Annotated in this window: 9 protein-coding genes; 3 read left to right on the forward strand and 6 right to left on the reverse strand. The window is 62.0% G+C overall.

The window, feature by feature from the left end; genetic code table 11:
• Positions 1–4 precede the first annotated feature (4 nt).
• The 6 genes from SM130_RS10985 to xthA all read right to left on the reverse strand — a co-directional run bounded on the left by SM130_RS10985 (position 5) and on the right by xthA (position 6,915).
• Complete coding sequence (locus SM130_RS10985; protein ID WP_102825991.1) at positions 5–949, reverse strand: carbohydrate ABC transporter permease; 945 nt, start codon at positions 947–949, stop codon at positions 5–7.
• Between the two features lie 96 nt (positions 950–1,045).
• On the reverse strand, positions 1,046–2,353 hold the full coding sequence (locus tag SM130_RS10990; protein WP_102825990.1) for an ABC transporter substrate-binding protein: 1,308 nt from the start codon (positions 2,351–2,353) through the stop codon (positions 1,046–1,048).
• Positions 2,354–2,650: 297 nt separating this feature from the next.
• On the reverse strand, positions 2,651–3,556 hold the full coding sequence (locus SM130_RS10995; RefSeq protein ID WP_102825989.1) for an AraC family transcriptional regulator: 906 nt from the start codon (positions 3,554–3,556) through the stop codon (positions 2,651–2,653).
• 66 nt (positions 3,557–3,622) lie between these two features.
• On the reverse strand, positions 3,623–4,555 hold the full coding sequence (locus SM130_RS11000; RefSeq protein ID WP_102825988.1) for a carbohydrate kinase family protein: 933 nt from the start codon (positions 4,553–4,555) through the stop codon (positions 3,623–3,625).
• A gap of 100 nt (positions 4,556–4,655) precedes the next feature.
• Positions 4,656–6,020, reverse strand: a complete 1,365-nt coding sequence (locus SM130_RS11005; RefSeq protein ID WP_102825987.1) for a substrate-binding domain-containing protein — start codon at positions 6,018–6,020, stop codon at positions 4,656–4,658.
• Positions 6,021–6,102: 82 nt separating this feature from the next.
• Positions 6,103–6,915: an exodeoxyribonuclease III gene (gene xthA / locus SM130_RS11010; RefSeq protein ID WP_102825986.1), complete on the reverse strand. Its 813-nt coding sequence runs from the start codon at positions 6,913–6,915 to the stop codon at positions 6,103–6,105.
• 274 nt (positions 6,916–7,189) lie between these two features.
• Here xthA and SM130_RS11015 point away from each other — a divergent pair, with 274 nt between their 5' ends.
• The 3 genes from SM130_RS11015 (at position 7,190) to SM130_RS11025 (ending at position 13,377) form a co-directional block, all read left to right on the forward strand.
• Positions 7,190–7,825 carry a GNAT family N-acetyltransferase gene (locus SM130_RS11015; protein WP_102826143.1) on the forward strand — a complete coding sequence of 212 codons (636 nt, stop codon included), beginning with the start codon at positions 7,190–7,192 and terminating at the stop codon, positions 7,823–7,825.
• Positions 7,826–8,017: 192 nt separating this feature from the next.
• A complete protein-coding gene (locus SM130_RS11020; protein ID WP_423835167.1) occupies positions 8,018–9,700 on the forward strand; it encodes an autotransporter assembly complex protein TamA in 1,683 nt (560 codons plus the stop codon).
• Complete coding sequence (locus tag SM130_RS11025; RefSeq protein WP_102825984.1) at positions 9,697–13,377, forward strand: translocation/assembly module TamB domain-containing protein; 3,681 nt, start codon at positions 9,697–9,699, stop codon at positions 13,375–13,377. The genes SM130_RS11020 and SM130_RS11025 overlap by 4 nt, the downstream gene beginning before the upstream one ends.
• Positions 13,378–13,682 lie beyond the last annotated feature (305 nt).

The following is a 13,682-nucleotide window of genomic DNA, read 5'->3' on the forward strand; positions in this document are numbered from 1 at the left end:
GTCCTCAGTATTTTTCGGTGAGATTCTTGCCGAGCATCCGCACCAGGATGATCGCCGCGATATTGGCGATTACCACTGCGATCAAGCCGCCGGCCGATGCCATGCCGACGTCGAACTGCAGCAGTGCCTGGGTGTAGATCAGGTAGGCAAGGTTGGTCGAGGCATAGCCTGGACCGCCGCTGGTTGTGGTGAAGATCTCGGCAAACACCGAGAGCAGGAAGATGGTCTCGATCATCACCACCACGGCAATGGGGCGTGCCAGATGCGGCAGGGTCAGGTGCCAGAAGATCGCGATGGGGCCGGCGCCATCGAGGCGGGCGGCTTCTTTTTGCTCCTGGTCGAGCGACTGCATGGCCGTCATCAGAATCAGGATGGCGAAGGGCAGCCATTGCCAGGACACGATGATCACGATCGAGGCGAGCGGGTGTTGCGCCAGCCAGTCGATCGGCTGTGCGCCGAAAAACTTCCAGACGGCGGCGAGAATGCCCGAGACCGGGTGGTAAATCAGGTTCTTCCAGACCAGCGCGCTGACGGTCGGCATGATGAAGAACGGGGAGATCAACATCACGCGAACGATCCCGCGGCCGGCAAAGTCCGCCGCCTCGAGAAGTGCCGAGATCAATACGCCGAGCACGACGCTGATAATCAGCACGCTGCCGACCAAGATCAGTGTGTTGGTCATGCCGGGCATGAATCCGGCATCGGTCAGGAAGTAATGAAAGTTCTCCAGCCCGACGAAGTCGTTTTCGCCGGGATAGAGCAGGTTGTAGCGAATCACCGAGAAATAGACGGTCATCGACAGCGGAACCAGCATCCACAGCAGCAACAGTGCAACGGACGGGCTGACGAGAAACCAGCTGGGGCCGAAGCGGCGTGGCTTACGCTCGTTCGGCTCGCTTGCCGTATCGGTGATAGACGCCTTGGGTAAGGCTGTGGATGGGGTGGCCATAGGAATGCTCCGGCGGAAAGAAGGCCGTGAGGGCTCGGGCGAGCCCTGTCCGGTGATCACCTTCGATTAGGAAGGGACGTTGCCTACTTGGGATGCCTACTTGGGATAGCCGGCGCGCTTCATCTCGCGCGTCGTGGACTGTTGAACCGCTGTGAGCATCTGCTCGACCGGCATCTGTCCGGTAAGCGCTGCGGAGAACATCTTGCCGACCTGGGTGCCGATGGCCTGGAACTCGGGGATGGTCACCAGCTGGATGCCGACGTAAGGCACGGATTTGGCAGAAGGTGAGGCTGGATCGGCCTGCTTCAACGATTCCAACGTGATCCTGGCGAACGGCGCGGCTGCCATGTATGCCTCGTTATAAGTGGATTCGCGAGTACCTGGCGGCACGTTGGCAACGCCGTCGGTTTCGGCAACGAGCTTCGCGTAGTCTTCCGAAGTGGCCCATGCGGCGAAGAGTTTGGCGGCTTCCTTTTGCTGCGAGCTGGTAGGGATTGCCAGCGCCCAGGAATACAACCAGGCCGAACCCTTGTCCGTCACTTCCTGGGGCGCAAAGGTGAAGCCTACTTTGTCGGCAACCTTGCTTTGGGAAGCATCCGTGACGAAGGAACCCGCTACCGTAGCGTCGACCCACATTGCGCACTTGCCGCTGTTGAACAGCGCAAGGTTTTCGTTGAAGCCGTTACTCGAAGCGCCCGGTGGGCCGAACTTGCTCAACAGATTCACATAAAAGTTCGCCGCTTGGGTCCACTCGGGGCCGTCGAACTCAGGCTGCCATTTCTCATCGAACCAGCGTGCTCCGAACGAGTTGGCGACCGTGGTGACCAGCGCCATGTTCTCGCCCCAGCCGGCCTTGCCGCGCAGGCACATACCGTATTGGTCTTCGCCAGGCTTGTGCAGCTTTTCAGCGAACTCGGCCATCTGGGTCCAGGTGGGATGTTCGGGCATGTCCAGACCCGCCTGCTCGAACAGGTCGGTGCGGTAGTAGGTCATGGAACTTTCGGCATAGAACGGCAGGGCGAACAACGTTCCGTCTACCGATAGGCCTTCGCGAACAGAAGGGAAAACGTCCTCCAGATCGTAGTTTTCGGGCAAATCGGTCATCGGTGCCAGCCAGCCCTTGTCGCCCCAGAGCGAGGCTTCGTACATGCCAATGGTCAGCACGTCGAACTGGCCGCCTTGGGTGGCGATATCGGTGGTCAGGCGCTGGCGCAGCACGTTCTCTTCGAGCACCACCCAGTTGAGCTTGATATCGGGATTCTGCTGTTCGAAGGTTTTGGAGAGACGTTGCATGCGGATCATGTCCGCGTTGTTCACGGTGGCGACGGTGAGGGTTTCGGCGGCCTGCGCAATACCAGTCGTGGCGATGCAGGCGGTGGCGAGCAGCAAGTTGAATGCTTTCATTCGTGGACTCCTCTTCCAGATCGAAGCCTGGAAGCACATATTGTTTTTGTTGTTACCCGCGTACTGCGCTACGAGCGTCTGGCAGCATTACAACGCCGGCAGTAGCCGTGCGACAAAGCCGTGACTGCACTCAGTTCGATACTATTTTGCACTCTGTAGGGCGGCGCGCGACGCCGGCGCCAGTGCGCTGAAAGCCTGTCGCAGGGGCTCAAGTACGGGGCTTTTACGCAGCCTTAAAGGTGCAAGCTGAGGATTCGGCGAGGAGGAGGGCGCTGGACCCGGCCGGCCGGAAGCGTATCAGCTGGCCAGGTTCTGCTCGGTCAGGCGTTGTTCGACGAGGCGTCGATAGCACGATGGGGTCATGCCCTTGAGCTGCTGGAAGCGGCGATTGAAATTGGACAGGTTGTTGAAACCCGATTCGAAGCAGACATCCGTGACCGGTTTGTCCTGGTCGAGCAGCAGTTCGCAGGATTTGCTGATGCGCAGGCTGTTGACGAACTCGACGTAACAGCGGCCGGTCGCACGCTTGAAGAAACGCGAGAAATAGGTGGATTTCATGCCGAGATGGCTGGCGACTTCCTCCAGCGGCAGCTCGCGCATGTAGTGTTCGAAGATGTAGTTGACCGCCATATTGGTCCGGTCGGCCTGCTGCTCGTCGCTCAGCTGTGCCGAGGTGGCGCCGGAGAGCAGCTGGTAGTCGTCGCACCTGGCAAGCAGCTCCAGCATGATCAGGAAATAGCCGAGGCGGGTGGCGGCGCTGCTGTCGGCGATCTGCTGCATCAGTTGGCGTGCCTGGGCGATGGTGTTCGGGCAGCGAAACTCGATTCCGTAGCGCGAGCGCTCGAGCATCGGCGTGAAGCTGCGCAGCTCGGAGAAGACAGCGTGGCCCGCTTCGAGCATCTCGTCCGTGAAGTTGACCAGCATGTCGCGTTTGGCCACGACCTCGCCGTCCTCGACCTGGCTGATCCAGTTGTGCGGCAGGTGCGGGCCGGTGAGGAACAGGCTGTCCGGCCCGAAATTGCCCACGTAATCGCCAACGAACACCTTGCCCGAGCTGGCCACGATCAGGTGCAGCTCGTATTCCTTGTGGTTGTGCCAGCGCACCAACGGGCAAGGGAAGCCATGTTCGCGGTAGATCAGCGAATTGCCGTGGTGATCGTCCATCAGCTCGTAGGACGGGTCGGTAATCTTCAACGCTCTCATGCAGGGTCCGTTGTCGTGAAAGGCCACGAAGGGTTATAGCTGCTGAGGGCGCAATGGCCAAACCGGTCAGTCAATTTCGTATCGGTAGGGCAGTTCCGGGCCGCGTCTGGAACAGGTGATAGCGGCCGCGCTGCTGGCAAAAGCGAGCATGGTCTGCAGTTGGGTAGGGCTCATCTGCGCGAGCCCGTGGGGCGAGTCCAGCTGCTGTTCGGCCAGGTAGGCCAGCAAAGCGGCGTGAAAGGTGTCGCCGGCGCCCACGGTGTCACGCACCGTCACCGCCTGTGCTGGCGCATGCAGCTGCCCATGCTTGCGGCTGAAGAGCTGCGCGCCGTCGCCACCGCGGGTGAGCACCACCAGCTCGGTGTGATTGTCCAGCCAGCGCTGAGCGATGCTCGCTGGCGCAATGCCCGGATAGAGCAGGGCCAAGTCCTCGTCGCTGACCTTGATCAGATGCGCACGCTCAGCAAAGACTTCGACCCGCTCGCGCCAGCGTTCGAGGCTGGGCTCGACGTTGAGACGGATGTTCGGGTCGAGCGAAATCAGACGTTGCGCGTGCTCGCGATGCAGCAGGGCCAGCAGCGTATCGGCAATCGGCGGCGTCACCAGCGAATAGGAACCGAAATGGATGCCGCGTATGGCGGCTGGCAGTGCTTGCAGGTGTTCGGGCTGCAGCAGGCGATCGGCACAGCCTTCGCCGCGAAAGCTGTAGACCGGACTGCCATCGGCGCCGATGGCGACCATCGCCAGGGTGGTCGGCGCATCGAAGACGGCAAGATACTCGGTGGCGACGCCATCGTCCTGCAGAAGCTGGAGCAGGCGTTGACCGAAATGATCGCGGGAGAGCCCACCCAGCAGCGCGGCCTGCGCGCCCAACCGGGCCAGCCCGACTGCGACGTTGAACGGTGAGCCACCTGCGACGGCTTCCAGATTCAGGCGACTGCGGCTGTCAGTCGGGGCCGCGAACACATCGAAAAGCGCTTCACCACAGACGAGGTACATGGACGATTCCTGCTGGCGGAAATCGCCCGAGCTTAAACCCGGCGCCGACACCCGTGACAGTACGCCCGTGAACGCTGGCCGATACGATCTTGCATTCGCTTCAGTACACCCAGACTTCCACGCGGCGATTCTTGATGCGGCCAGATTCGCTATTAGACGCCACTGGAAGTTGATCACCCAATCCGTTGATTTCCTTGACTAGAATGCCGCCTCTCGCCAGTTCGCGACGCACCGCCATGGCGCGCAGCTTGGACAACAATGCTGTCCGTGCGGGGTCGTTGCGGGCGTCGCCAAAGCCGACCAGCACGGCAGCGTTCATCTGCTTGTCGTGCGCCTTGAGATGTTCGATCAAGCGCTGCACGTCGCGCTGGGCCTTGTTGTCCAGTTGCGCGCTGCCCTCGGCGAAACGGAAATTGACGGTCAGTCGCTGTGCCTCCCTGGCCAACTGTTGGTAAGCGGCAGGCATCGTCGCCTGCAGCGGCAGACTAATCGGCGCGATCGCCTGGGCGACATAACCGGATTTCTCGACAATGGCCTGTCCTTTCGGGCTGTGCACGAAGCTTAGGAACTCGCGGGTCCAGGCGGACTGCTTCTGAGGATCGGCATAGAAAAATAGCCGGCGTGACAGCGGGTAGTCCTCGGTGGCGACCAGCGCCTGGCTGGGCGCCATGGGATGTGAATCGCCGTCGGTGATCGCCAGCGCCTTCGACTTGCCGACTGAGGCGAGGCCGACAAATCCAATGGCACCGGTACGAAGGCTGACCGCCTGGGATAGGGCATCGTTGGACTCGTAGCGCACGGCGCTCGAGGCCAATGCCTGACCCTGGCTGCTTAGCACCAGCTCCTTGAAGGTGTCGTAGGTCCCGGACTGGTCATCACGCGCGTGCAGCTCGACGGCAACATTCGCACCGCCCAGCTCACGCCAGCTGCTGATCTCGCCAGCGAACAGGCGGGCTACCTGCTCCACGCTGAGGGCTTGCACCGGGTTATCGGGGTGGACGATCACCGCAAGGCCATCGATAGCGATGACCTGCTCACTCTTGGCGCTGCGCATGTCGCCCAAGGCGGCGAGGCTTTGCGCTTCGGCCTGCTTGATCGGCCGGGAAGCGGCGGCGAGGTCTGCCGTGCCGCCTTTGAGCCCGGCAAAACCGGTACCGGTACCGTGGGCGGCGACCAGTGCCAGCACGGACTGGCCGTGCTGGTTCAGGGCGGTGACGCGTTGCTCGTTTTCCTGTCCTGCCGGGTCGATCCGGATCGACTGCAAGCCCTTGGCCTCGAACATCCCGGCGACCAGCATAGGGGCCAGCTTGGCACCCACGGTGTTGGAGCCATGGATGCGCAAAACGGCCGATCCGTCTGACGGAGTGGGCAACGCAGCAAGACTACTGTTTGATATGCCACCCAGCACGAGCAACAGCAGGGGCAACGCCCGATTCCTGAACCGTCCAATCAAGCCTGGCATCATCTTGCGACCTCCTTGTAGAAGGCCGCGAGATTAAGACGGTTCGGTTACCGAAAGATGACAGCCAGGGCGTCCGGATGGCGAGTCAACGGAGCTCGATCCAGACCGGGCAGTGGTCGGAAGGCTTTTCCATCGCACGGATGTCGTAGTCGACGCCGCAATCGATAACCCGCTCGTGCAACGCGGCGGTGGTGAGGATGTAGTCGATGCGCAGGCCACGACGAGGTTCGTCCTCGAAGCCGCGGCTGCGATAGTCGAACCAGCTGAAACGGTCAACGACTTCCGGGTTGAGGGTGCGGAAGCTGTCCTGCAGGCCCCAGCCCTTTATGCGCTCGAGCCACTCGCGTTCTTCCGGCAGGAAGCTGCACTTGCCGGTGCGCAGCCAGCGCTTGGCATTCACTTCGCCGATGCCGATGTCGCAGTCCTGCGGGGAAATATTGAAGTCCCCCATCAGGGCCAGCGACTCGTCCGGCTTGAACTGTTGTTCGAGCAGTGCTTGCAGGTCGGCATAGAACTTGGTCTTGGCAGGAAATTTCAGCGGGTGAGCGCGACTTTCACCCTGCGGGAAGTAGCCGTTCATCACGGTTACCGGCTGGCCATTGGCGTCAGCGAAGCGGCCCCAGATAAAGCGTTTCTGCGACTCTTCGCCGTCGGTGGGGAAGCCTTTGTGAATCTCCAGCGGCGCCTGCCGCGAGAGCAGGGCGACGCCGTAATGACCCTTCTGCCCGTGATAGTGCACGTGATAGCCAAGCGCTTCGATGTCGGCCAGCGGAAACTGCTCGTCAGAAACTTTGGTTTCCTGCAGGCCGATGACGTCCGGCTGATGCTTCTCGATAATCGCAGAAAGCTGATGAGGTCTTGCACGTAAACCATTGATATTGAAAGAAACGATTTTCATGAGATTCCGTGATGGCTGTTATCGGCTTTTACCGGTGACAAGCAGGGTGCTGCTTTCACTGCCGATCTGTCGTGGGCGGAAAGTGCTGATTCTAGAGAGCCGGCGCCAGGCTTACCAACTGTCGAGATGCCTGCGGCGATGCCGTGCGCTTCGCAAGCGCCCGCGTCGATGGCCGCCGAGCAGCCGCGAGCGAGTGGTTCATCGGCGTGGCAGGGCGGGCCAAGCGCTGCTAAGTTGCAAGCAGTCTCCCATGAAAAAAAACCGAGAAGATGCCATGCCGATGTCTGCCGAGGTTCGCACGCTCGATAGTGGTTATGCCCGCGAAACCCGCTCGCTGCTGTATCACGCCTACCGTCACGAACCGACTTTCGCCCACCTGTTCGAAGCCGACCGCCCTGGCTATCAGCAACGGGTGCGAGCAACGGTGCGGGAACTGGTGAATCAACACTTTCTGCAGCAACAGCCAGGGCTTGGCCTGCTTCTCGATGATCGCCTGATCGCGGTCGCTCTGATTGCGCCGCCTCAGCGCCGGCTGGATGTGACCGAGAGTTGGGCCTGGCGCGCGCGAATGCTGCTGACCGCCGGGTTTCGTTGTACGCGCCGCTATCTGGATTACCACGCAGCGGTGCTGGCCTGCCTACCGGCCGGAGCGGTGCATCTGCTGCCGCTGCTCGGCGTGCATCCGCAATTTCAGGGGCAGCATTATGGGGAGCAGCTGCTCCAGGCCGTACATGAATGGTGTGCCGAAGACGAAACATCCCAGGGCCTGGTTATCGATACCGGCAACCCGCGTTACCTGAACTTCTATCAGCGACAGGGCTACGAAGAGATCGGCCAGATCGCCGTCGGGCCGGTGGTGGAACACATCTTTTTCCATCCTGCACCAAGGCGGATGGAAGCCGCGCGCTAGGTGTGGTCGAATTTTATCCGGACGGACCAGTCTGACTGGGAAACCATTCGATATCAGCCGATGCCCGCCCCCCCGCAAAGTTGCCTTACATACTGTCTAGCCCGAGCGCTCGGGCCTGCCAGAACGCCCGTGCTAGCATTGCGCGCCATGTGCAAATCGAACCGAATCGGCCCGCTGGTAGCCACGATCCTGATGTTGAACGGCATCCATGCCAGCGCCGCTGAGCTCGAAGTTCGTATCGAGCCGCAGAACCGGGCGCTGCGCGAAAACATCGAGAACTACATCGGTGAGTTGGGTGATCGCGATGCCAATGAGTTGCTGCGCTACAGCCGAGTAGCCCAGAGTCAGGCAGAGAAAGCCTTGCAAGCGCTGGGCTACTACCGCAGCCGGATTCGAACGGATGTGCGTGAAGGGGACGAACCGACCCTTGTCGTCCGCGTACAGACCGGCGACCCGGTGCGCCTGCGCAATATCACGGTTCGCCTGGACGGCCCGGCAGCAGCGTTTTCCGGCTTTCGCGTCGCCCAGCGCACCTTGCGCCAGGGCGATGTACTCAATCACGGTCGTTACGAGGACGTGAAGCAGCAATTTCTCAATCAGGCGTCGCGCTTCGGCTACTTCGATGGCAGGTTCACTCGCCAGCGCCTGGCGGTCGATCCGCGTGAAAACACCGCCGATATCGAGCTGGTATTCGACAGCGGGCCACGCTACCGCCTGGGTGATGTGCGATTCGAAGGGGATGCGCCGTTCGATGACGATCTGCTCAGGCGCATGGTGCCGTTCGACGCTGATACACCCTACGATTCCGAGCTGGTCGCCGAACTCAGTCAGGCATTGCAGTCGAGTGGCTATTTCGAAGGTGTTCGCGTCGATGCCAACCCGACCAGCGCCAGCGATCAACGCATTCCCGTAGCGGTGGCCCTCACGACGCGCAAACCGCGCACCTTCGGTCTTGGCCTGGGCTATTCCACCGATGTCGGTCCGCGCATCCGGCTGAACTGGACCCGCCACTGGGTGAACCCGCAGGGTCATAGTTATGGCGCCGAAACCGAGCTGTCCGCGCCGCGTCAGAACGTCGGGCTGTGGTACGACATTCCCCTTGATCCGCCGCTGACCGACAAGCTGCGCTTCGTTGGCGGATATCAGTACGAGGAAATTGCCGGCACCGACACGCTGAGCCGCCTGCTGAAGGTTGGGCCGGAATGGCACAGTCGATTGCCCAGTGGCTGGTTGCGCGTGGTATCGCTGAAGTGGCAGCACGAGGAATACAAACTTGGCGATGACTCGGGGACCAGCACCTTACTGATGCCTGGCATCGCCTATAGCTATCTGCGCAGTGACAATCGTATCGATCCCAGCAACGGCTACCGCTTGCAGTTCGAAGTGGCTGGGGCCAAATCCGGCGTGCTGTCGGATGCCGACCTGGTCCACGCCAATGTGCTGCTGCGCGGGCTGACCACGCTTGGCCAGCGGCATCGCTTTCTCGGCCGGGTACAACTTGGCGGTAACTGGACCGATGAGTACGTCAACGTGCCGCCTTCGCTGCGCTATTTTGCCGGTGGTGACCAGAGCGTGCGCGGCTACGACTACCAGAGCCTGTCGCCGACCAACTCCGATGGCGACAAGATCGGTGGCCGCTACCAATTCGCCGTTAGCGCGGAGTACCAGTATTCGATCGCCGAGAAATGGCGCATCGCGACCTTTGTCGACCAAGGCAATGCCTTCAACTCGCTGGAGATTCCCACCCTTAAAAGCGCCGTTGGCGTTGGCGTGCGCTGGGTTTCACCGGTCGGTCCGATTCGCGTCGACGTTGCCCATCCGCTGGACAGCGAAGGCGGCGTCCGCCTGCACTTTTCCATGGGGCCTGAACTGTGAGCCGAGTATTGCGCGGCATCGGCTGGACACTCCTTGGGCTGGTGCTGCTACTGGCTATCACGCTTGGCGTGCTGCTTGGCACATCTGCCGGCAGCCGCTGGCTGCTGGCTCAGGTTCCCGGCTTGACGGTGGAGGCGTTCGAAGGTCGACTCGGCCAACACTGGCAGGCTGATCGACTGATTTGGGAGCAGGACGGTAACCGTGTGGAGGTGCAGCAGCCCCGACTCGCCTGGTCGCCGGCTTGCCTGCTCAAGCGCACCCTGTGCATCGATGAGTTGGTGACAGGGAATATCAGTCTCAGTTTTCCGCCGAGTGAACCTGACCCCAACGCTGAGCCATTCAGCCTGCCGGATATCGACCTGCCGTTGGCTTTACAGGTAGAACGCATCGAAATCGGTCAGCTAACGCTCAACGACGCCGAGCAGTTGCGCCATCTGCAGCTACAGGCGAACTGGCGCGCTGAGGGCCTGGATATCCAGCGACTCGATCTGCGGAGGGATGATCTCGATCTGTCGATGACCGGTCGACTGCAACCCAGCGGCGACTGGCCGCTGCAGTTGCAAGGGCAGGCTGCATTGCAGTCACCGGACGAACAGCCTTGGGCGCTGATGATCGCCATCGAAGGTGACTTGCGCGAACAGCTGCAATTGGAGGTGCAGAGCCAGGGCTATCTGGATGGCACCCTCAGCGGCCAGCTGCATGCGCTGGATGATCAGCTGCCGGCGACCATCAGACTGAACGCCGATGGTTTCAAGGCATTGCCCGATCTTCCGGAAACGTTGCGCTTGAACGATTTGGAACTGACTGCGAGCGGCAACATGCAAGATGGCTATCGTCTGCTCGGCACGACCCTGTTGCCAGGCGAGGGCGGAGCCGTGCGGGTGGCGCTCGAAGGTGTCGTCATCCCCAGCGGGGCGCAGATCGCCATGCTCGAACTGGACGCCGGTGAGCAGCGCCACGTGCGGCTGAGCGGCGATGTCGATTGGCAACAGGGGTTGGCCGCCAACGCTGATCTGCTCTGGCGCGATTTTCCCTGGCGGCAACTGTATCCGCAGATCGAGGAGCCCCCGGTGACGCTGCGCGAACTCAAGGCGCAGATCCAGTACGAGGACGGCAACTACCTCGGCAACTTCGAATCAGCCATGACCGGTCCTGCCGGAGATTTCACGCTGAACAGCCCGGTCAGCGGCAATCTGGAAGCCGTCCACCTGCCGCAACTGGAACTGCGAGCCGGGCAGGGCAGTGCGGTTGGTTCGGTCAGCGTCGGGTTCGCCAATGGCATCGACTGGAAAGCCGACCTGGCCCTGAGCAATCTCGACCCGGCGTACTGGCTGGCGGAATTGCCGGGCAACCTCGGTGGTACGTTGCAAAGCCAGGGTGCCTTGCGTGATGAACACCTGCAGGCCGAGGCGCGCCTCGATATCACCGGTCGGCTGCGTGGGCAGGACACCAGCCTTCAGTTGCAGGCCAGCGGCGAGGGCGAGCGTTGGAACTTGCCGGTAATCGACCTGCGCATGGGCGATAACCGTGTGCATGGTGAGGGTGCATGGGCGCAAACACTGGACGGGCGATTGCAGCTGGAGCTGCGCCGCCTGGCGCAGCTTTGGCCCGACCTTAGCGGCCAGCTGAACGGTGAGGTGACGTTGGGCGGAACCGCTGCGGCGCCGAGTGGGCAGGTCGAGCTCAGCGGCCGCAATCTCGCTTACCAGGACAATCGACTACGCCGCCTCAGCCTTCAGGGCCAGTTGTCCGATGGCGAGCGCGGTCGCTTGGTGCTCAATGCCGATCGCATTCGCGCCGGCGAAACCGATTTGGGCGCGCTGCAGGTTAATGCTGAAGGCACAGCGGAACAGCATCAGGCTGACCTGCAGCTGCAGGGCCCGTTAATCAATCTCCAGCTGGCCTTCGACGGCGGTCTGCGCGGTGAGGATTGGCTTGGTCGGCTGACGCGCGGCGAGCTCAGCGCAGAGCAGCAGAACTGGGCACTGCAACGGCCTGCTGCGTTGCAGCGTTTCGCCGATGGCCGCCTGGAGCTGGGTGCGCACTGCTGGATCTCTGGCCCCGCGAGCCTTTGCGCCGAAGATCAACGCATCATGCCTGACCCACGTATTCGCTACCGCTTGCGTGACTTCGCGCTGCAGTCTCTTGCCGAATACCTGCCCGAAGACTTCCGCTGGCAGGGCGAATTGAACGCCGATATCGAACTCGACCTGCCTGCCAGCGGCCCCAATGGCCGGATTCAGGTCGACGCTGGCCCCGGCGTCCTGCGTATTCGAGACGCGGATGAGTGGCACGACTTCCCATACCAGACCCTTGCGCTCAACAGCCGGTTGTTGCCCGAGCGCATCGATAGCGAGCTGCGTTTCCAAGGTGGAGAGCTGGGCGAACTCGACGTGCAGGTCCGCATCGATCCGCGCCCGGAGAATAAGCCGATTGATGGCGAGTTTCGCCTGAGCGGTCTCGATCTGGCCGTGGCGCGCCCGTTCGTGCCGATGGTCGAGCGCTTGCGGGGCCAGCTGAACGGCAGCGGTCAGCTCTCCGGCAGCCTCCAGCAGCCCACGCTCAACGGCCAATTGTTGCTCAGCGGTGGCGAAATAGCCGGCAGCGAACTACCCACGACGTTCGAGGATCTGCGGGTCCGCCTGCTGATCGAAGGTGAGCGGCTGAGCATCGATGGCGATTGGCGAGCCGGGGAACAGGGACGCGGCAACCTCAGCGGCGCTCTGGATTGGCGCGACGCGCTGGATCTGGACCTGGCGATAAAGGGCAGTCGCTTGCCTGTAGTGGTCGAGCCATACGCGGATCTCGAAGTCGAGCCGGACCTGCGCATCGTGCTGAGAGGCCAGGATCTGACTGTCAGCGGTCGGGTTGCAGTGCCGCGGGGGGCGATCACGGTCCGTGAACTGCCACCTGCGACCGTCAGGGTTTCCGAAGACACCGTCATCGTCGGACGCGAGGCAGAGGAACCGGCCACGCCGCTGGCAGTGAAAATGGATATCGATGTCGAGGTGGGCCAGGATCGTCTGCGCTTCACGGGTTTCGGCCTGACCGCCGATCTTGCCGGCTACCTGCACATCGGTGACAACCTCGATGCACGGGGCGAGCTGCAGTTGAAGAACGGCCGCTATCGCGCCTATGGCCAACGGCTGACCATCCGCCGCGCCGAGTTGCTGTTCACCGGCCTGATCAGCCAGCCGTTCCTCAATATCGAAGCGATACGCCGGATCGAGGCAGAGAACGTCGTAGCCGGCCTGCGCATTACCGGCAGTGCCGAGCAGCCGCGGATCGACGTGTTTTCCGAGCCGGCCATGAGCCAGGAACAGGCACTGGCCTACCTCGTACTGGGCAGGCCGCTGGGCGCCGACACCGGTGACAGCAACTTATTGGCTCAGGCCGCGCTGGGCCTCGGTCTGGCCGGCAGCTCATCCATCACTGGCGGGCTGGCGCAGCGTTTGGGCATTCAGGATTTCCAGCTGGACACCGAGGGCACCGGAGCCGGTACCAGTGTGGTGGCCACCGGGCGGCTGACCGAGCGACTTGCATTGCGCTACGGCGTCGGCGTATTCGAACCGTCCAATACCATCGCACTGCGCTATCAACTGACCCGCCGAATATTCCTCGAAGCGGCCAGCGGATTGGCCAGCTCCCTGGACGTGTTCTACCGCCGCGATTTCTGATTGACCCGCACACCCCTGTTGGTGCGCCGCGCTCGGCTGCACCATCTCGACGCCGTATTCGTCGCGGGGCCGATGGCGCGCACCAAAGCGCTTCAATCACGACTGGCAGGCGCACCAGAGTGGGCTACGCTGATTTCGCTTTCCGTGCCATTCGTTATTCGCGGGGCGTGAGTGCCAGGGTTTGACTGTTCGGTCTGTTTTCTCGTCGATTCGATCATTGAATCTGGCGCGATTGCCCTGAGCCCAACGAGCGAATGCAGTGGTAGCATCCACGCTTCCGACCGTCGCGGTTATAACCGCGCAAC

This window comes from Stutzerimonas stutzeri, from assembly GCF_038561965.1.
Classification (GTDB): Bacteria; Pseudomonadota; Gammaproteobacteria; order Pseudomonadales; family Pseudomonadaceae; genus Stutzerimonas; species Stutzerimonas stutzeri_AA.